This is a genomic window from Kribbella pratensis (assembly GCF_004366075.1).
Taxonomy (GTDB): Bacteria; Actinomycetota; Actinomycetes; order Propionibacteriales; family Kribbellaceae; genus Kribbella; species Kribbella pratensis.
Genome location: NZ_SODU01000001.1, coordinates 2,579,914 through 2,597,838, shown reverse-complemented (window position 1 = coordinate 2,597,838; position 17,925 = coordinate 2,579,914). Strand labels below are relative to the sequence as shown.

The following is a 17,925-nucleotide window of genomic DNA, read 5'->3' as shown; positions in this document are numbered from 1 at the left end:
TTCCGTCCATCAAATCTGAAGATGCGCATTATCAAAGGAGTAGTCGATGACCTCCACCCTCAGCCGCCGCGGCCTGCTGGGCGCGGCGCTCGCGGCCGGCGTCGTACTGGTCGCCGAAGCGACCCCGATCAGCGCGTTCGCCGCGGCCGGTGACGTGACCCTGACGGCCGGCGGCATCAGCCTGCTGGCCAGCCCCGGCGGCCGGCTCGCGATCCGTGACGCTGGTGGCGTCACGCGGTCGGTCGGGTCGAAGTTCCAGGTCAAGGACAGCGTCGCCGGCGTCCTGACCTCCACCGGCGGCACCCCGACGCTGAGCGCGCTCGCGGACGGTACGCCGGCGATCCGGATGGACTACATCTTCGACGCCGTCGCCGGCTCGACGGTCGTCACCGGCTGGTTCAGTGTCGGTACGTCGCATGCCCGGCTCGAATGGCGGATCACCGGGCCGAACACGCTGCTCCCGGACGGGTTCCTGTTCAGCCGCGCGATCCAGGCGCCGACGGCACCGGACGACTACATCGCGATCACCGAATGGGTCCGCGACGCGGGCGGCGGCATCCCGTACGAGGACACCGTCGGCGTCGCGCACACGTCGACCTGGAGCTCCAGCCTGCACGGTCTCTTTCTGCTGGACCGCTCCCGGCAGTCCTGGACGAACGCGACCTGGGTGCACTCACCGGGCGTGGTGGATCCGGCCGGCGGCTGGACCAGCCGGGCCGACTTCTTCTTCTCCGAGACTCGCCCGTCAGCGACTGCCACGATCGGCCGCGGCCGGGAGCTCGGGATCGAGCTCACCACCAACAGCGCCTTCAACCTGTACGAGTCGGCCGGTGCACCGATGGCGCTCACCGCGCTGGTGGCCAACGGCGGCGCGGCCAAGTCGGTCGAGCTCGAGCTCTGGATGCGCAGCTTCGACGGCGCACTCCTGGCCTCGACCACCGTGACGGGAAGCGTCACCGCGGCCGGTACCTGGCAGCACACTTTCAACCTGACCGCGCCGGCCAGCGGGATCGCACTGGCCGAGGTGGCGGTCCGGTCCGGCGATGACGAGGCGTTCGCGCGGACCAATTTCGCCGTACTGCCGACGTACGACTATCAGGCCGGCGCGGACAGCATGTTCGCGATCGCGAACTACCCGTGGCTCCAGCGGCCGAGCGCCGACGCCGTACTCGATCTGTGGCAGCGAGCTGGTATCAGTCTGGTCCGGATCGCGTACGACGGTGGGCCCGGGTTGCCGCCGTCCGCGTTCGACGCGCGCGGGATGCGGCACAACATCGAGCTGCAGCCGTCCTTGACCGTGACCGACGCCGAGGCGGCCGCCTGGGCCGCGGACAAGCTGGCCGTGGCGGCCGGTGCGGGTGCGGGGTACTTCGAGGTGGGCAACGAACTGAACCGCCCTTTCAACACCGGGGATGCCGCACAGGCCTATCTGGACAAGGTGATGCGGCCGGTGTTCAACCGCCGGGCCGTCACCGGGGACACCGTGAAGCTGATGAACAACGGGCTGGCCGGCATGGACAAGCCGTGGGTCGAGAACTTCATCGCTGCGGGCGGCTGGGATCTGATCGATGCCTTCGCCTATCACCCGGGTCGCGGCAACTTCACGCCCGACTACATCCCACCGGGCGACGACTGGGGCACTGGCTCCACCGGGGCCTACTGGAACTTCTACGGTGGCCTGAAGCAGTTGAAGGCTCTGATGGCGCAGCACGGTGAGAAGGAGATCTGGCTGACGGAGGCGTACGCCGCGACCAAGCCGAACAGCTGGTGGCACGACACTTACCGGCATGCCGCGGAGAACGTGCTGTTGAGTTTGGCACTGGCCAAGGCCGAGGGTATTCGGTGCGTGTGCTGGTACCAGTTCCACGACAGTGTGCTCGGGATGCCGCAGATCGCGGACCCGGACAACGTGGAGTACCACTTCGGCCTCATGAACCGCGATCTGAGCCCGAAGCCGTCGCTGCTCGCGTACGCGACGGCGGCCCGGGTGCTCGACCAGGCCGTCTTCCGTGGGCATTTGACGTTTGCGGATCCGTTGACGTCCGGCTTGTGGTTCGACACCCCGGACGGACCGGCGGTCGTGCTGTGGAACCGGGCCGACGGGTACATCCTCAACACGGCGGGCCGGCGCACTGATTGGCACTTCCCGGCACCGGAGGTCTGGGTCGACCCGTGGCCGACCAAGACGCCACTGACAGTCTCCGCGAATTCCGCCGTACGAGAGTTGGATGCGATCGGGCAGGCACGGACGTTGCCTGTCACCAATGGCAACGCGACGCTGACCCTCGACGGCGCACCCCGGATCTACTACGGCCTGATCCCGCACGTCAGCGGCACCGGCACCCACACCCTGGCGGGCTGCCGGCCCGGCCGCCGCTACCGCAGCTGACCCCGGGCCGCGAAGTGCGTGTGCCGACAGTTATCGTTTGACCGCGCATTGTCATCGGATCATGGGGTCGGCATCTTCCGCCGGAGCGGACCCTTGGGGGTTTGCTCATGAAGAAGGCCGTTCTGGCTGTCGTCACCGCTGCGGCGGTTGGCGCCGCCGCACTGGTTCCGTCCGGTCCCGCTGTTCAGGCAGCGACTGATGCGGCGGCCGCCAGCCCGCCGCGCGGGTTCGGATCCGCGCTGTCGTCGGTGCAGCAGACGGCCTGGCAGACGAACGCGAGCGTCAACACGCTCGCCGTCGCGGGGAACCTGGTGTTCGCCGGCGGTCTGTTCACTCGGGTCCGGCCGCCGGGGAAGGCCCGTGGGGTCGGGGACGTGGCGCGGAAGTACTTCGCGGTGTTCGATCGGACCACCGGCGTACCGACGCGGTTCGCGCCGCAGGTCAACGGGCCGGTGTGGAGCGTCGCGACCTCCCCGGACGGTCGGTACGTCGTGATCGGCGGCGACTTCACCGTCGTCAACGGGGTGCCGCGGTCGCGAGTGGCGATGTTCGATGTTGCGAGCGGCAAGCTGGTGGCCGGGTGGGACCCGGTGGTGAACTACCGGGTCGCGGCGCTGAAGGTCTCCAGCAGCACTGTCTACCTCGGCGGATCGTTCGGATCGGTGGACAAGGTGGCTCGCAGCCGGGCGGCCGCGGTCAGCCTGAACAGCGGGGCGCTGCTGGCGTGGAGCCCGAACGCGAACGACGACGTCCATGCGATCGAGCTGTCGACCGACGGCAAGCGAGCGTTTGTCGGCGGCGGGTTCACCCGGATCGGCGGCCGCGACGTGCACGCGCTCGCGATGGTGAACGCCGCCACCGGCGCCGCGCTCTCGATGCCCGCCGCCGCCGCGATCCCGCCGAAGTCCGAGGAGTGCGACAGCCGGGTCAAGGATATCGAAGTCCAAGGAAACAAGGTCTTCGCGTCGAACGCCGGCACGCTCAGCGTGGGTTGCTACGACGGGGTGCTGGCCGCGGACGCCACGACCGGCAAGCTGCTCTGGCAGAGCAAGTGCCGGGGCGCGACCGAGGCGATCAAGGCAATCGGGAATTGGCTGTACAAGGGTTCGCACGCCCACGACTGCAGCGCGGACGGAGCGTTCCCGGACAAGACCGGGATGCATCACTTCCTCGTCTACAGCGCGATCACCGGGAAGCTCGGTCCGTGGTTCCCGGACGCGACCGCCGGTGGCACGACCCTCGTCGGTCCGCTCGCGTTCGCGTCCGGTGGCAACGACCTCTGGGCGGGTGGTGACTTCACGAAGGTGAACGGCGTACCGCAGGAAGGGCTGACCCGGTTCACGAACGCGCCGGGTGGTGCGGCGCCGGCGCGACCGGCCGCGCCCAAGGTCGCCAGCGCGCGGGTCAACAAGGTGACGATCGCCTTCCCGACCGTGCTCGACCGCGACAACCTCACGCTCACCTACCTGGTGTACCGCGGCCGCACGCGAATCGGCAGCTGGTCTCGTACGTCGAACTCCTGGACGAAGCCGACCGTCACCTCGGTCACCGACTCCGGCCTGACCAGCGGCCAGAAGCTGTGGTACCACCTCGAGGTCAGCGACGGCCGCAACGTCCAGAAGAGTCCGTCAGTCTCCGTCCGCGTCCGCTGAGCTCAGCAGCGGGTGCCGCGGGGCGGTACGACGAGATCGGCCAGGTACGCGTCGATCTTGGTGCGGGCGCAGTCGTTGGACGTGTAGAGCGTGTGTCCCGGGCCGTCGTGGTAGATCCCGCGGCTGCCCGGAACCTGGTCGATGACCCGGGTCGCAGAGTCGTACTCGCTCCAGTTGCCCGCCATCAGCAGCGGTGGCAGGCCGTCCGGCAGCGCGGCGGGTTGGTTGCGGACCGGCACGGGCCATCCGACACAGTTGAGCATCGCCTGCTGGATGGTGCCGGCGATCCCGGTGTACGGCGCGGCGGCCTCCATACGTCGTACCTGCTGCTGGAGCTGGCGTTGACTGGTCGGATGCGGCCAGTCCGTGCACTCCACGACGCCCGGTGAGGGCGCCGATGGGAACGGCGCGTTCGGCGGCGCCGGTACGAAGCCGGATGCGTCACCGGTCGTCGCAGCCTTCCTGAGCGCGGCCAAGAGCGTCGGGTACGACGCCTCACCGAGCCGTGCGAGCCGCAGTCCGGTCCAGCGGATCTCGTTGCCGTCGTACGTCGTACTCCCGGCCGGCAGCGGACTGCGCTGAGCTCGCGCCACCACTTGCTGCCACAGCGAGGCGCAGTTTTCTTGCCCACGGCACCAGTCGAAGAAGCGGGTCATGAAGGTTTGCACGTCGCGCGCGAGCCGGGTCAGTTCGCGGTCCCAGTTGCCGGTGCTGTGGTTCCAGGTGCCGTCGAGGACCAGCGATCGCACGCGCTCCGGGAAGAGCCCGGCGTACGCCTGCCCGATGAAGCCGCCGTACGACGCTCCGTAGAAGTTCACCTTCGACTCGCCGAGCGCGCGCCGGATGGCCTCCAGGTCGCGCGCGTGGCTCGCGGAGTCCATCGCCGCGAACAGTTGCCGATCCTTCGCCTGGCACTTCTCCGCGATCGCCCGGTTGGCGGCGGCGAGTGCGTCGAACTCGGCCTGGTTGCGCGGGACTCGCGGCTGCCGTGCGCCGGTCCACTCGCATGGGAGATTCGTGCTCAGCCCCGGGGCGTTGGGGCCGCCGCGCAGGTCCCAGGTGACGATGTCCATCTTCTGCCGGAGTCCGGCGAACGCCGCCGCGCCGCCGTACGAGCGCATCAGGTCGATACTGATCCCGATCGGTCCGCCGAGGTTGACCAGCACGGATCCTTGGGGTTTCGGGGCGGTCGAGGGCAGCCGGCCGAGGGTCAGCGTGAGTTGGCGGCCGCCGGGACGGCTCCAGTCGACCGGGACGTGCAAGGTCGCGCATTCGATGCCGACCTCGCCCGGCCCGCCGGGACACTCGCCCCAATCGAGGGTCGGTGTCGCCTGGGCTGGTGGGGTGACGGCGGCGTTGAGCGCCAGCAGGACGCCGGCCGCCAGGGCAAGTGGTTTCAGCATGCCGGACACGCTCTCGTGGATCCCCGCGCCGCACATCGGACCACAGGCCGACGGACTCCGGTCCGAGGTCGTGATCCGTCGGCTCGGCTAGGTTCGAGGTGTGCCAGAGGAGTACGGATTGAGCCGGCGTCAGTTGATCGTCGCGGACTGCGTCGTCGCGGCCGGGTACGCCGTCCTCGTCCTGCTCACCTCGTCCACCGGGCCTGGTCTTGTCGCGATCGGACTCGCACTGCCGATCGCCGTACGGCGGATCTGGCCGGTCCCTGCACTCGCCGTGGTGGCCGTGATGTCCGTGGTCGCGGTCGTAGTCGACGGATTGCGCGATCCGCTGCTCGCTGCCGCCTACGTCCTGTACGTCGTCGCGCTCACGAGGTCATCGAACCGCCCGCTGTCCAGCCGCCGCCTGATCGGCGTGGCCGGCGCCGTCGGCTTCGTCGTACTGTTCCTCGCCATGGTCGCCGGCGCACCGGCCGGCCAGTCCCGCGCCGCGCTTGTGCTCACCGGCATCGCCGCGTTGTACGGCGCCTGGGTGCTGGGACAGGTCGTCCGTGACCGACGGGCTGCCGCTGCCCGCGCGGCGCAGGTGCTGGCCGAGCAGGCCGTGGCTGCCGAGCGCTTGCGGATCGCCCGCGAACTGCACGACATCGTTGCCCACAGCATGGGATTGATCGCGGTCAAGGCCGGCGTCGCGAATCATGTACTGCAGGTGCGTCCCGAGGAGGTGTCCGACGCGTTGTCGGTGATCGAGTCCACGAGCCGCGACGCCCTGGTCGAGCTCCGGCACATGCTGGGCCTGTTGCGGCCCTCCGGCGAACCGGCGGAGCTCGCACCGCCCGCGGGCCTGGCCGCGCTGCCGGACCTGGTGAGCCGGGTCGAGTCGACCGGCGTTCAGGTCGAGTTGAAGGTCGACGTACCAGAGCCGCTGCCGGAGGCCGTCGGTCTCACCCTCCACCGGATCGTCCAGGAGTGCCTGACCAACGTCACCAAGCACGCCCGCGCCGCACGCTGCCAGATCACGATCACCGGCGCCGCGAACGCCGTACAGCTCGAGGTTTCCGACGATGGTGCAGGTGGCGCGGTGGTGGAAGGACACGGCCTGATCGGGATCCGGGAGCGGGTGAGTGTGTACGGCGGTTCGTACCGTGCCGGACCGCGCGCGGGTGGCGGCTTCGAGGTCGCCGTACGGCTGCCGTATGAATGAGATCCGGGTGCTGGTCGCCGATGACCAGGCGTTGCTGCGCGGCAGCTTCCGCGTGCTGATCGACACCACACCCGGGCTGACGACGGTCGGCGAGGCGGCGGACGGGATCGAGGCGGTCGAGCTCGCGCGGCGCGAACGGCCGGACGTCGTACTCATGGACGTCCGGATGCCGAGGCTGGACGGGATCGAGGCGACCCGGCGGATCTGCTCCACGCCGGAGACGGCCGGGACCAAGGTGCTGATCCTGACGATGTTCGACCTCGACGATGCCGTGTACGCCGGTCTGCGCGCCGGGGCGAGCGGGTTCCTGCTGAAGGATGTCCCGCCTGTCGAGTTGCTGCAGGCAATCAACGTCGTCGCGGCGGGGGAGGGACTGCTGGCGCCCTCGATCACGCGCAGGCTGATCGCCGAATTCGCGCGGCTGGCCGAGCCGGGGCAGGCGCCGCTGACCGGTCTCGACGGCGTGACCGAGCGCGAACGGGAGGTGCTGTCGCTGATCGCCCGCGGACTGTCGAACGACGAGATCTGCGACCACCTGCACGTCGGCCGCGGCACCGTGAAGACCCACATCGGCCACCTACTGGCCAAACTGCACGCCCGCGACCGCGCCCAGCTGGTGATCGCCGCCTACGAGTCCGGCCTGGTGCAACCGCGCCGACGGTGATGCACCCGGCGATCAGAAGTGCGGGAGGATTGCGGTGAGGGCGATCAGGAGGCAGATGGCGCCGTTGATGTACGGGTGGCCGGCCAGGATCGCGACGAATTCGCGGATCGTTGCCGTGGGCCAGTAGTACGCGGCGGTCGGGGAGCCGACGACCTGGCCGTTGACCTTCGCCTTGCGGGCGGTGAGGGCGGCGCGGAAGGCGTGGAAGTTGTTCGTGACGATCAGACAGCGGTACTGCGGCCGCAGCTCGACCATCAGGTCCCGGCTGAACGTCAGGTTCTCCCAGGTGGTCGTCGACTTGTCCTCGCGGATGATCTGGTCGTCGGGGACGCCGCGTTCGACGAGGTACGCCGCCATTGCGTGCGACTCGGGCAGGTCCTCACCCGGACCCTGGCCGCCGGAAGTCACGAGCTGCGGCGAGCGGCCCTTGCGGAGCGCACGTTCGTACACCTGCCGCGCGCGGTCGAGGCGACTGGCCAGCAACGGCGTGACCCGCGAGCCCATCAGGCCCGAGCCGAGGACGACGACGAAATCCACCTTCCGCGACGAGCGCACCCGGCTGTAGAAGAACGCGTACACCAGGAAGCAGAGGAACAGGAACGAGATGTAGGTCAGGATGCCGAGCAGCACCGACCGTACGACGGCCAGCGGTTCCCAGCCGATCTTCTGCACCAGCACACTGAAGATCACGAAGCCGATGATCCCGAGCCCGACCAGCAGCGACAGCAGGTTGGACAGCCGCCGGCGCTCCCGGCGCAGCATCGTGACGCCGTTGACCACGAGGAACACCGCGAGCACCGCGATCGTCAGCGGAACCGCGACCAGGACCGCGACCACCAGCACCTTGGCGGCGGTCTGGCTGACAGTCTCGACCGCGAAGATCAGCCCGAGGCCGGCGAACATCAACGCGAGGACCAGGAAGATCCCGTTCTTGAACAGCCGCCGGTCCCGCAGGAAGCTGACGCCGAAGACGAGGAACCAGAACCCGGCGATACCGAAGCAGATGGCCATCGCGCGCCATCAAACCACTGTCCGTAGCCGCGGGTGTGCCTCCCACGCCGACGCACACCCGAGGTGGGCGAGGCCCGGTGGCTGGACGGCGCCGGGTGTCCGGGCGGCTGGTGTGCGAGGCTGCGGGGGACGGGTCGTGCGGGTCGAGAGAGATGAGGTCGGCGTGGGTGCTGTGACCAACTGGGCGGGGAACGTCAGCTTTGCGAGTGAGCTCCAGCGGCCTCGGACGATCGAGGAGCTGCAGGAGCTGGTCGGGGCGGCCGAGAAGGTGCGGGTGCTCGGGACCGGGCACTCGTTCAACCGGATCGCCGACAGCACCGGCACGTTGGTCAGCGTCGCGGACCTGCCGAAGGTGATCGAGGTCGGTGACGGTGGCGTCACGGTGTCGGCCGGGCTGCGGTACGGCGAGGTCACGGCGGCGCTGCAGGCCCAGGGCCTGGCATTGCACAACCTCGGCTCGCTGCCACACATCTCGGTCGCCGGTGCGTGCTCGACCGGGACGCACGGGTCCGGTGACACCAACGGTCCGCTGGCGGACGCGGTCAGCGCGATCACGTTCGTGAACGCATCCGGTGAGCTCGTCACGTTGGCCCGGGACGACGAGGACTTCGCCGGCTCGGTGATCTCGCTCGGTGCGCTCGGGGTGACCGTGAGCATGACGCTCGACGTACAACCGGCGTACCAGATCAGCCAGGTGGTGTACGACGGTCTGCCGGTGGAGCGGCTCGGGACGGACTTCGACGCGGTGATGGGGAGCGCGTACAGCGTGAGCGCGTTCACCGATTGGGTCGATCCGGACGTGATGGTGTGGCGCAAGCGGCGGGAGTTGACCGCGCCCGATCCGAAGTGGCTGGGCGCGACGCTCGCCGACGAGCCGCGGCACCCGATCAAGGTGATGCCGGCCGACTACGCGACCCAGCAGGGCGGGATCGCGGGACCGTGGAACGAGCGGCTGCCGCACTTCCGGCTCGAGTTCACGCCGAGCAACGGGGACGAGCTGCAGTCGGAGTACTTCGTCCCGCGCGAGCGGGCCGCCGAGGCGTTCGACGTACTGCGGGCCTTGGGCAACCGGTTCGCGCCGGTGATCCAGGTGTCGGAGATCCGGACGATCGCCGCCGACGACCTGTGGCTGAGCCCGAGCCAGGGCCGCGACACGGTCGCGCTGCACTTCACCTGGATCCAGGACGAAACCGCCGTCCGCCCGGTCGTCGCCGCCTTGGAGGAGCGGCTGGCGCCACTGGACGCGCGACCCCACTGGGGCAAGGTCTTCGCCGCCGACGCCGCCACCTTGGCCGAGCGCTACCCGAAGGTGAAGGACTTCACCGCCCTCGCGGCGAACTACGACCCCACCGGCAAGTTCCGCAACGAATACCTGGACACCTTCCTGCCCCGTTAGGCCAGTCTCGGCCTGGGGCGATCCACTGAGGGCTGCGGTGGGGGTGTGTTGTGCAGGTCGACAGGTAGTGCACCGCCGAGACGGCGTACGCGCGTGCCCCGTTCAGGCTCAGGTGCACTACCGGCGCGTCATACACGTCCTGCCCAGCCGTCCGGCCGCCACAAGTCGGGCAGAAGAGCGGGTGATCCGGCTCCCCGACCGGCGTACCGCGAGCACCCGCGTTCCTTGAGTCGTGGATTTCGGCGGCCAGGCGCAGCCATAATCCACGACTCGCCGTTCCGGGGGCCAACCAATCGCCACGACTCGGCGTGATGCCGGACAAGCAGTCCCCCCGCGCGGCAGCCGGGTCGACGGTTCGTGCGATCGACCGGGGGAGGCGTGCTGGTCGTCTCGGGTGCGTGGGATTCGCCGGTTGGGGTCTGGGGTCGGCCGGCTTGCGGGCGGGCGTGGTGGGTTATGCGGCGAGGTCAGAGGTGGGTCAGGTCTTCCAGGGTGCCGGTGATGGTCCAGAGGAGGTTGCGGAGGAGGCGGCGGTCCTCGGGGGTGAGCTGGGCGAGGGCGCGGCGGCCCGCGCGGTCGTAGATCTCCTGGACGGTGTGGGCGAGCTCGACGCCGCGGTCGGTCAGCTCGATGCCTACCTGGCGGGCGTCGGTCGTGCTCTTCACCCGGCGGACCAGGCCGGCGGCTTCCATCCGCTGGGTGGTCTTGGTTGCCGTCGGCACCTCGACGTCCAGGACCTTCGCGAGCCGGGCGACCGGGAGGGAACCGTGGTGCAGGAGCTTGGCGAGCACCAGTTCCTGCCCCGTGTGCAGCACGGTCCCCGCCAGCTCCTCCGCGATCGCCTTCCGGGTCGCGCGCTCCGCGAACCGCAAGGCGATCAGGACGTCCGCCTCGTCCGCGGGTGCGTCCGGCGACCACTCACCATGCCCGCCCGCGTCGGCGGCGCCGGCCGGGTCGGCCGTGTCGCTCGGGGTTGTCACGTGTGGCTCCGGGGGAGGAACGGGTTGCGGTTGTTGTAGTCGCCGATGTAGTCGGTGGGAATGGCGGGCTCGCCGCGGCTCAGCTGGCTGGCGGAGCGGGGGAGCTCGTCGCGGACCTTCTGGTGATGCGCCTGGGACTCCTCGGGCGTGGTCCGGCCGACGATCTTGCCCGACTCGACGAGCGGCTTCAGCAGCACGCGGTCGTCACCGTCGTCGACCGGCTGCTCACCGACCCCGATCAGTTCGACCTCCGCGACCCCGGCCGGCGTGCGCCGTCGGAGCGCCCACTTCCGGCCGCCGATCGAGATCTTGTCCGGGCTCTTCTTCGCCACCGGAACCACCTCGCCGCTCGCGTCCTCGCGGGCGACCAGCTTGTACACGAACCCGCAGGTCGGGTACCCGGACCCGGTGACCAGCGACGTACCCACGCCGTACCCGTCGACCGGCGCCGGTGCCAGCGCCGCGATCTGGAACTCGTCCAGGTCACTCGTCACGATGATCCGGGTCTTCGTCGCGCCCAGCGAGTCCAGCTGGTCGCGGACCTGCCCGGCCAGCGACGGCAGGTCACCCGAGTCGAGCCGGACCGCGCCCAGCTCCGGGCCGGTCAGCTCGATCGCGGTCCGCACCGCCGCCGCGACGTCGTAGGTGTCGACGAGCAGTGTCGTGCCCTTGCCCAGCGCGTCGACCTGCGACCGGAAGGCGTCCTCCTCGCGGTCGTGCAGCAGCGTGAACGCGTGCGCCGCCGTCCCCGTGCTCGGGATGCCGAAGCGGCGGGCCGCCTCCAGGTTCGAGGTGGCGGTGAAGCCCGCGATGTACGCCGCCAGCGCCGCACCGACCGCGGCGCCTTCATGGGTTCGCCGGGAGCCCATCTCGATACAGGGCCGCCCACCGGCCCACCAGGTCATCCGCGACGCCGCCGAAGCGACCGCGGAATCATGGTTCAGGATCGACAAGAAAACGGTTTCCAGCAGCACCGCCTCGGCGAACGACGACTCCACCACGAGCACCGGCGAGCCGGGGAAGAAGATCTCGCCGTCGGCGTACCCGGAGATGTCGCCGGAGAACCGGTACTCCGCCAGCCAGTCCCGGGTAGCCTGGTCGACGACGCCGCGATCGGCCAGGAAGGCGATCGTCTGCTCGTCGAACCGGAACCGCTCGAGCGCGTCCAGCAGGCGGTTGACGCCCGCGACCACGCCGTACCGGCGGCCGTCCGGCAGTCGGCGGGCGAACAGCTCGAACACCGAGCGGCGCTGCGCCGTGCCGTCGGCCAGGGCGGCCTGCAGCATGGTCAGCTCGTAGTGGTCTGTCAAGAGCGCGGTCGAGTGCGTCACAGGAGCAGCCTATTGCGAGACCGGAACCGATGATGGAGAGAATGGACAGGTGACCACCGCACCAAGCGAACTCGAGAGCCCCGAGGTCGACGAGGCGATCGAGTTGAGCCCTCCTTGGGTGACCATCGTCTGGAACGATCCGGTCAACCTGATGGACTACGTCACCTTCGTCTTCCAGACGTACTTCGGCTACTCCAAGGCGAAGGCGGAGAAGCTGATGCTGCAGGTGCACCAGGAGGGCAAGTCGGTGGTCTCGAACGGCAACCGGGAAGCGATGGAACGCGACGTGGAAGCGATGCACACCTACGGCCTGTGGGCCACCTGCGAGAAGTCGTGACCCGGTTCCGCAGGCGCCGCAAGACCGTGATCGTCAGTTTCGCCGAGCACGAGGCGGACATCCTGGCGAACCTGCTCCGCAACCTGGTCGAGCTGCTGTACGACGGTCTGCCGCCGCGCGCCACCGAGTCCAGCGACCCGCTCGCGGCGCTGCTCGACTCCGACGGGCCGACGTCGCCGCCCGAGGACGTCGTACTGCAGCGGCTGCTGCCGGACGCGTACAAGCAGGACGACATGGCGTCGGCCGAGTTCCGCCGGTTCACCGAGCGCGGGCTGCGGGAGGGCAAGGTCACCGACGCCAAGCGGGTGCTGTCCGCGCTCGAGGAGTCCGGCGCCGACGAGATCGCGCTCGAGCCCGACGAGCAGCTGTCCTGGCTGCGTGCGCTGAACGACCTCCGCCTCGCCATCGGCACCCGCCTCGACATCAAGGACGAGGACGACTACTCCACCTGGGAGAAACTCCCGGACGACGACCCACGCCGCCTCACCTACGACCTCTACGACTGGCTCGGCTACCTCCAGTCCGCCCTGCTGCACAACATGCGCCATTAGGGTTGGCCGTATGGAGATGCGGCGGCTCGGGCGGACCGGGCGGGATGTCGGTGTGGTCGGGCTCGGGGCGTGGCAGCTCGGGGGCGACTGGGGATCGGTGGACGAGAGCGACGCGCTCGCGGTGCTGCACGCCGCGATCGACGGCGGCGTGACGTTCATCGACACCGCGGACGTGTACGGCGACGGACGAAGCGAGCGGCTCGTCGGGCAGGTACTGAAGGCGTCCGATGGCCTGACTGTGGCGACCAAGATGGGCCGCCGCGTCGAGCAGGTGCCGGAGAACTACACGCTGCAGAACTTCCGCGCGTGGAACGACCGCTCCCGGCAGAACCTCGGCGTCGACACGATCGATCTGGTGCAGCTGCACTGCCCGCCGACACCGGTGTACTCCGACGACGAGGTCTTCGACGCGCTCGACGCCCTCGTCGACGAGGGCCGTATCGCGTCGTACGGCGTCAGTGTCGAGACCTGCGCCGAGGCGCTGACCGCGATCGCGCGGCCGAACGTCGCGTCGGTGCAGATCATCCTGAACGCGCTGCGCCTGAAGCCGCTCGACGAGGTCCTGCCCGCGGCGCGGGCGGCCGGCGTCGGCATCATCGCCCGCGTCCCGCTCGCGAGCGGTCTGCTCTCGGGCAAGTACGACGAGCACACCACGTTCGGCGACGACGACCATCGCACGTACAACCGGCACGGCGAGGCCTTCGACGTCGGCGAGACGTTCTCCGGAGTCGACTTCAGCACCGGCCTGGAAGCCGTCCGCCGCCTGATGCCCTGGCTCCCGGCCGGCGCCGCGATGGCCCAGTTCGCGCTCCGCTGGATCATCGACCAGCCCGGTGTCTCGGTGGTCATCCCCGGCGCCCGCAACCCGGAACAGGTGGCCGGCAACATCTCCGCCGCCACCCTCACCCCACTGACCCCGGACCAGCTGACCGCCGTCCAGCAGACGTACGACGACCTGATCCGCCCGCAGATCCACGACCGCTGGTAGGAGGACGTGGGGGACGTCCTCGGCACTGTCCGTATTCTGGACCGACTTCGCGGTTGGCGGGGTCGGCGCGGCGCGCGCCGTACCGTGGAGGCGTGCTGGTGATCGAGAAGGCGACGGTTGACGCGATCGTGGCGCACGCCCGGCGGGATCATCCCGACGAGGCGTGCGGTGTGGTCGCGGGTGCGGAAGGTTCGGACCGGGCGACCCGGTTCATCCCGATGCTGAACGCCGCCATGTCGCCGACGTTCTACGAGTTCGACTCGGGTGACCTGCTGCGGCTCTACAAGGAGCTCGACGAGCGGGACGAGGAGCCGGTGGTGATCTACCACTCGCACACCGCCACCGAGGCGTACCCGTCACGCACCGACATCAACCTGGCCCAGGAGCCGGGCGCCCACTACGTGCTGGTGTCGACGCGGGACGGCGCCGACTCCCCGGAGTACGACGGGCCGGTCGAGTTCCGCTCGTACCGGATCGTCGACGGTGAGGTCACGGAAGAAGAAGTACGCGTGGTTGGTTCTTATGCGGAGACAGAAGGAGAGCACTGAATATGGCGATCGAGCTGCGCGTGCCGACGATCCTGCGCACCTACACCGGTGGCGCGAAGGCGGTCAACGGTGACGGCACCAACCTGGCCGAGTTCATCGACAACATCGACGGCACCCACCCGGGCCTCAAGGAGCGCATCGTGGAGGGCGAGCCGGAGGAACTGCGCCGGTTCGTGAACGTGTACGTGAACGACGAGGACGTCCGGTTCACCGGCGGCCTGAAGACCGAGGTCAAGGACGGCGACGTCGTCGTCGTGCTGCCGGCCGTCGCCGGCGGCTGACGGACCGGGTTCGAGAACATGCGCTTCGACAGTCTGCTCGACTCGGTCGGCGGCACCCCGCTGGTCGGGCTGCCGCGGTTGTCGCCGTCGGCCGACGTACGGCTCTGGGCGAAGCTCGAGGACCACAACCCGACCGGGTCGATCAAGGACCGGGCCGCGCTGCGGATGCTGCTGGACGCCGAGAAGGACGGCCGGCTGCGCCCGGGCAACACGATCCTCGAGCCGACCTCCGGCAACACCGGCATCTCGCTCGCGATGGCGGCCAAGCTCCGCGGGTACCGGATGGTCTGCGTGATGCCGGAGAACACCTCCGAGGAGCGCCGTCAGATCCTGCGGATGTGGGGGGTCGAGATCATCTCCTCCCCGGCCGCGGGCGGTTCCAACGAGGCGGTCCGGGTCGCGAAGCAGGTCGCGGAGGAACACCCGGACTGGGTGATGCTGTACCAGTACGGCAACCCGTCGAACGCGCTCGCGCACTACGACGGCACCGCGCGGGAGATCCTCGAGGACCTGCCGTCCGTCACGCACTTCGTCGCCGGCCTCGGCACCACCGGCACGCTGATGGGCGCCGGCCGGTTCTTCCGTGAGCACAAGCCCGCGGTGCGGATCGTCGCCGCCGAGCCGCGGTACGGCGAACTCGTCTACGGCCTGCGCAATCTCGACGAGGGCTTCGTCCCCGAGCTGTACGACGAGACGCTGATCGACGCCCGCTTCTCGGTCGGTCCGCGCGACGCCGTCCGCCGGGTCCGCGAACTGCTCGACAACGAAGGGATCTTCGCCGGCATCTCGACCGGCGCGATCCTGCACGCGGCGCTCGGCCAGGCGGCCAAGTGCGTGCGCGACGGCGAGCAGGCCGATATCGCGTTCGTGGTCGCGGACGGCGGCTGGAAGTACCTGTCCACGGGCGCCTACGAGGGCACGATCGACGAGGCCGAGGACCGCCTCGAAGGCCAGCTCTGGGCCTGAGCCCTTGCCGGTCCGGCAACTTTTCGTGCCCGAAACACGTGCCGGACGGCAGTCTTGGCCGGGTGACGAGACGTGATGCCGGACCGCCGGCGACCGGACCGGGCGAGCGCGACGTACTCCTCGGCTTCCTCGACTATCTCCGTAAGTCGGTGGCGGCCAAGGCGGAGGGTGTGCCGGAAGACGAGGTGCGCGCACCCGGCGTACCTTCCGGGACCAATCTGCTCGGGCTCGTGAAGCATCTGACCGCGGTGGAGCGGCACTACTTGCTCGGGCACGAGGTGCCGGACTGGAAGGCCACGTTCCGCGCGGGAGCCGACGAGACGGCGGCGGAGGTGCTCGCGGCGTACCGGGAGGCCGGGGCCGAAGCGAACACAGTGGTCGCGGCCTGGGACGACCTCGCCGTACCGGGTCCGCGGCCGGGCAGGCGTGGGGCACCGTCGCGACGGTGGACGCTCGTCCATCTGATCGAGGAGACCGCCCGGCATGCTGGGCACGCCGACATCCTGCGCGAACAGCTCGACGGCCGAACCGGACGCTGAGCCGATCGGCGCAGGAGTGAGGGGAACCCGGAACGGCGGGCGGAGGGCCGGTCCGGACTGGTGGCGCCTTTTGTTGCCTTAGGCACCTGCAGGGGTGGTTACGTCATGTCGCCTACGGTTCTTTGAACAGGACCTTGCGGCCGAGTCGGGGATGGACGCCGCGGCCCTTGCAGCTGTTGCAGGGGCGTTGGGCGTAACTGAAGATGCTGCCGCGGTGCCGACCGGCACCTTTGCATCGGTTGCACTTGGCATTCGGATGCAGCGACAGCGAGACGACGTACGCAGCGAACATCGCCATCAGCGCCAGCAGCAGGAGTCCCGTCGGTCCGATGGACGACGCGATGTCCGCGGCGGTGCCGTTGTGCGACTCCGTGGCCTGACTGGCCGCTTGACCTGCGGCGGCTACCTGATCGGGCTGCGGAGTTGGTGCGGCGGTGGTACCGATTACCACCGCGAGGTGATGCGTCAGATCCATGGCATCACGAGGGGCGGTCGAGCAAACATCGCTCCAGAGTGGCGCGCATCACGCGAAAAGGCAATTCCATAACGTAAAGATGTGGACAACCCCGGCGTGTCGTTCCCAACGGTTAGGTAAGGCTGCACTTCGAATCTGCCCGGTCGCGGACTTGTTGAGAGGTTCCGCCAAGAGATGCCACCTGCTGCGCGCCGCCCCGCGGGCACTGGGCGGCGTTGTCGTCGGTCGACAGGACTCCGTCCTGCCTCCCTCCTCCGCCTTGCCCAGCACTCCGCGGGACGACGCTCGCGACGGTGTCATCTCTTGGCGGAACCTCTAAGCTTTTCCCGTGGCTGACGCACCGGTGGGGATCTTCGACTCAGGCTTCGGGGGACTCACTGTCGCCCGCGCGGTACTCGATCAGTTGCCGCACGAGCCGATCCTCTATCTGGGTGACACCGCGCGGCAGCCGTACGGGCCGAAGCCGATCGCCGAGGTGCGTGAGTACGCGCTCGAATGCCTGGACCATCTCGTCGAGGCCGGCGTGAAGATGCTGGTGATCGCGTGCAACTCCGCGAGTGCGGCGATGCTGCGAGACGCTCGCGAGCGGTACGACGTACCGGTCGTCGAGGTGATCCTGCCGGCCGCGCGCCGGGCGGTGGCGGCGACGCGGAACCAGCGCGTCGGCGTGATCTGCACGAAGGCGACCGCGCAGTCGCTCGCGTACGAGGACGGGTTCGCGGCCGCGCCGCAGGTGGAGCTGTTCACGCAGGCGTGCCCGAAGTTCGTGGACTTCGTGGAGTCCGGTGTGACGTCGGGACCGGAGCTGCTCGAGGCGGCCCACGAGTACCTGGATCCGCTGGTCGAGGCCGGTGTCGACACGTTGATCCTTGGGTGCACCCACTATCCGTTGCTCACCGGCGTCATCTCGTACGTGATGGGCGACAACGTCACGCTGGTCAGCAGCGCCGAGGAGTGCGCGAAGGACGTGTACGGCGTACTCACCAAGACCGGCCTGCTCCGCCCCGACCACCTCCCGGCGCCCGCGCACCGCTTCGTCACCACGGGCAACCCCGCGGAGTTCGCCGCGATCGGTTCCCGTTTCCTCGGCCCCGCCCTGGGAGTGGTCGACCAGTTCGCCTGGGTCCGCTGACGAGTGTGATTCAGGTCGCATCCGGACGTTGTCCAAGGCACCGGAAGGCGCCCGGATGCCTGTGTGGTAACCGAATCGACG

General features: G+C 69.3%; 18 protein-coding genes. 13 read left to right on the top strand and 5 right to left on the bottom strand.

Annotated elements, in window-relative coordinates; all coding sequences use genetic code 11:
• Positions 1–46: 46 nt before the first annotated feature.
• Positions 47–2,389: a hypothetical protein gene (locus EV137_RS12495; protein ID WP_134128648.1), complete on the top strand. Its 2,343-nt coding sequence runs from the start codon at positions 47–49 to the stop codon at positions 2,387–2,389.
• A gap of 107 nt (positions 2,390–2,496) precedes the next feature.
• Positions 2,497–4,041, top strand: a complete 1,545-nt coding sequence (locus EV137_RS12490) for a WD40 repeat domain-containing protein (protein ID WP_134128646.1) — start codon at positions 2,497–2,499, stop codon at positions 4,039–4,041.
• 2 nt (positions 4,042–4,043) lie between these two features.
• Here the strand turns inward: EV137_RS12490 and EV137_RS12485 are convergent, their stop codons facing one another.
• Entirely contained in the window at positions 4,044–5,444 is a 1,401-nt protein-coding gene (locus tag EV137_RS12485; RefSeq protein ID WP_166679847.1) for an alpha/beta fold hydrolase, read from the bottom strand.
• A 100-nt stretch (positions 5,445–5,544) separates the two neighbouring features.
• Here EV137_RS12485 and EV137_RS12480 point away from each other — a divergent pair, with 100 nt between their 5' ends.
• Positions 5,545–6,645, top strand: a complete 1,101-nt coding sequence (locus EV137_RS12480; protein WP_202870902.1) for a sensor histidine kinase — start codon at positions 5,545–5,547, stop codon at positions 6,643–6,645.
• Positions 6,638–7,309 carry a response regulator gene (locus tag EV137_RS12475; protein ID WP_134128642.1) on the top strand — a complete coding sequence of 224 codons (672 nt, stop codon included), beginning with the start codon at positions 6,638–6,640 and terminating at the stop codon, positions 7,307–7,309. Before EV137_RS12480 ends, EV137_RS12475 begins: the two co-directional genes overlap by 8 nt.
• A gap of 12 nt (positions 7,310–7,321) precedes the next feature.
• Here the strand turns inward: EV137_RS12475 and EV137_RS12470 are convergent, their stop codons facing one another.
• Positions 7,322–8,320 carry a YdcF family protein gene (locus EV137_RS12470; protein WP_134001246.1) on the bottom strand — a complete coding sequence of 333 codons (999 nt, stop codon included), beginning with the start codon at positions 8,318–8,320 and terminating at the stop codon, positions 7,322–7,324.
• Positions 8,321–8,483: 163 nt separating this feature from the next.
• On the opposite strand from EV137_RS12470, the gene EV137_RS12465 reads away from it, so the two are divergent.
• Positions 8,484–9,716, top strand: coding sequence for a D-arabinono-1,4-lactone oxidase (locus EV137_RS12465; protein ID WP_238175249.1), 1,233 nt, complete (start codon positions 8,484–8,486; stop codon positions 9,714–9,716).
• 467 nt (positions 9,717–10,183) lie between these two features.
• On the opposite strand, the gene EV137_RS12460 is transcribed toward EV137_RS12465, so the two are convergent.
• Together EV137_RS12460 and EV137_RS12455 are read right to left on the bottom strand one after the other, a co-directional pair.
• Positions 10,184–10,696, bottom strand: coding sequence for a MarR family winged helix-turn-helix transcriptional regulator (locus tag EV137_RS12460; RefSeq protein ID WP_134001242.1), 513 nt, complete (start codon positions 10,694–10,696; stop codon positions 10,184–10,186).
• On the bottom strand, positions 10,693–11,982 hold the full coding sequence (locus tag EV137_RS12455; RefSeq protein WP_238175336.1) for a nicotinate phosphoribosyltransferase: 1,290 nt from the start codon (positions 11,980–11,982) through the stop codon (positions 10,693–10,695). Before EV137_RS12455 ends, EV137_RS12460 begins: the two co-directional genes overlap by 4 nt.
• Before the next feature lie 94 nt (positions 11,983–12,076).
• Between EV137_RS12455 and clpS the strand changes: the two genes are divergently transcribed.
• The 7 genes from clpS (at position 12,077) to EV137_RS12420 (ending at position 16,237) form a co-directional block, all read left to right on the top strand.
• The gene (gene clpS, locus EV137_RS12450) at positions 12,077–12,364 is read left to right on the top strand and encodes an ATP-dependent Clp protease adapter ClpS (RefSeq protein WP_133791316.1); all 288 of its coding nucleotides are present in this window, start codon (positions 12,077–12,079) and stop codon (positions 12,362–12,364) included.
• The gene (locus EV137_RS12445; RefSeq protein ID WP_133791314.1) at positions 12,361–12,915 is read left to right on the top strand and encodes a DUF2017 domain-containing protein; all 555 of its coding nucleotides are present in this window, start codon (positions 12,361–12,363) and stop codon (positions 12,913–12,915) included. The genes clpS and EV137_RS12445 overlap by 4 nt, the downstream gene beginning before the upstream one ends.
• Before the next feature lie 10 nt (positions 12,916–12,925).
• Positions 12,926–13,903 (top strand): aldo/keto reductase, encoded by a 978-nt coding sequence (locus EV137_RS12440; RefSeq protein ID WP_134128636.1) that lies wholly within the window; start codon positions 12,926–12,928, stop codon positions 13,901–13,903.
• A gap of 92 nt (positions 13,904–13,995) precedes the next feature.
• Complete coding sequence (locus EV137_RS12435; protein ID WP_133791310.1) at positions 13,996–14,451, top strand: M67 family metallopeptidase; 456 nt, start codon at positions 13,996–13,998, stop codon at positions 14,449–14,451.
• Positions 14,452–14,453: 2 nt separating this feature from the next.
• On the top strand, positions 14,454–14,732 hold the full coding sequence (locus EV137_RS12430; RefSeq protein ID WP_134001236.1) for a MoaD/ThiS family protein: 279 nt from the start codon (positions 14,454–14,456) through the stop codon (positions 14,730–14,732).
• Positions 14,733–14,750: 18 nt separating this feature from the next.
• On the top strand, positions 14,751–15,698 hold the full coding sequence (locus EV137_RS12425) for a PLP-dependent cysteine synthase family protein (RefSeq protein ID WP_134001234.1): 948 nt from the start codon (positions 14,751–14,753) through the stop codon (positions 15,696–15,698).
• Between the two features lie 62 nt (positions 15,699–15,760).
• On the top strand, positions 15,761–16,237 hold the full coding sequence (locus EV137_RS12420; protein WP_134128634.1) for a DinB family protein: 477 nt from the start codon (positions 15,761–15,763) through the stop codon (positions 16,235–16,237).
• Between the two features lie 112 nt (positions 16,238–16,349).
• Here EV137_RS12420 and EV137_RS12415 read toward each other — a convergent pair whose 3' ends face one another.
• The gene (locus EV137_RS12415; RefSeq protein ID WP_134001230.1) at positions 16,350–16,712 is read right to left on the bottom strand and encodes a hypothetical protein; all 363 of its coding nucleotides are present in this window, start codon (positions 16,710–16,712) and stop codon (positions 16,350–16,352) included.
• A 328-nt stretch (positions 16,713–17,040) separates the two neighbouring features.
• On the opposite strand from EV137_RS12415, the gene murI reads away from it, so the two are divergent.
• Positions 17,041–17,844, top strand: coding sequence for a glutamate racemase (gene murI / locus EV137_RS12410; RefSeq protein WP_133791302.1), 804 nt, complete (start codon positions 17,041–17,043; stop codon positions 17,842–17,844).
• Positions 17,845–17,925: the final 81 nt, after the last annotated feature.

Excerpts from the sequence above, each read along its gene's own strand:
- EV137_RS12485 (WP_166679847.1), bottom strand. The coding sequence starts at position 5,444 with ATGCTGAAACCACTTGCCCTGGCGGCCGGCGTCCTGCTGGCGCTCAAC.
- EV137_RS12425 (WP_134001234.1), top strand. The coding sequence starts at position 14,751 with ATGCGCTTCGACAGTCTGCTCGACTCGGTCGGCGGCACCCCGCTGGTC.
- EV137_RS12470 (WP_134001246.1), bottom strand. The coding sequence starts at position 8,320 with ATGGCCATCTGCTTCGGTATCGCCGGGTTCTGGTTCCTCGTCTTCGGC.
- EV137_RS12455 (WP_238175336.1), bottom strand. The coding sequence starts at position 11,982 with ATGCTGCAGGCCGCCCTGGCCGACGGCACGGCGCAGCGCCGCTCGGTG.
- EV137_RS12495 (WP_134128648.1), top strand. The coding sequence starts at position 47 with ATGACCTCCACCCTCAGCCGCCGCGGCCTGCTGGGCGCGGCGCTCGCG.
- EV137_RS12475 (WP_134128642.1), top strand. The coding sequence starts at position 6,638 with ATGAATGAGATCCGGGTGCTGGTCGCCGATGACCAGGCGTTGCTGCGC.
- EV137_RS12490 (WP_134128646.1), top strand. The coding sequence starts at position 2,497 with ATGAAGAAGGCCGTTCTGGCTGTCGTCACCGCTGCGGCGGTTGGCGCC.
- EV137_RS12440 (WP_134128636.1), top strand. The coding sequence starts at position 12,926 with ATGGAGATGCGGCGGCTCGGGCGGACCGGGCGGGATGTCGGTGTGGTC.
- EV137_RS12415 (WP_134001230.1), bottom strand. The coding sequence starts at position 16,712 with ATGGATCTGACGCATCACCTCGCGGTGGTAATCGGTACCACCGCCGCA.
- EV137_RS12430 (WP_134001236.1), top strand. The coding sequence starts at position 14,454 with ATGGCGATCGAGCTGCGCGTGCCGACGATCCTGCGCACCTACACCGGT.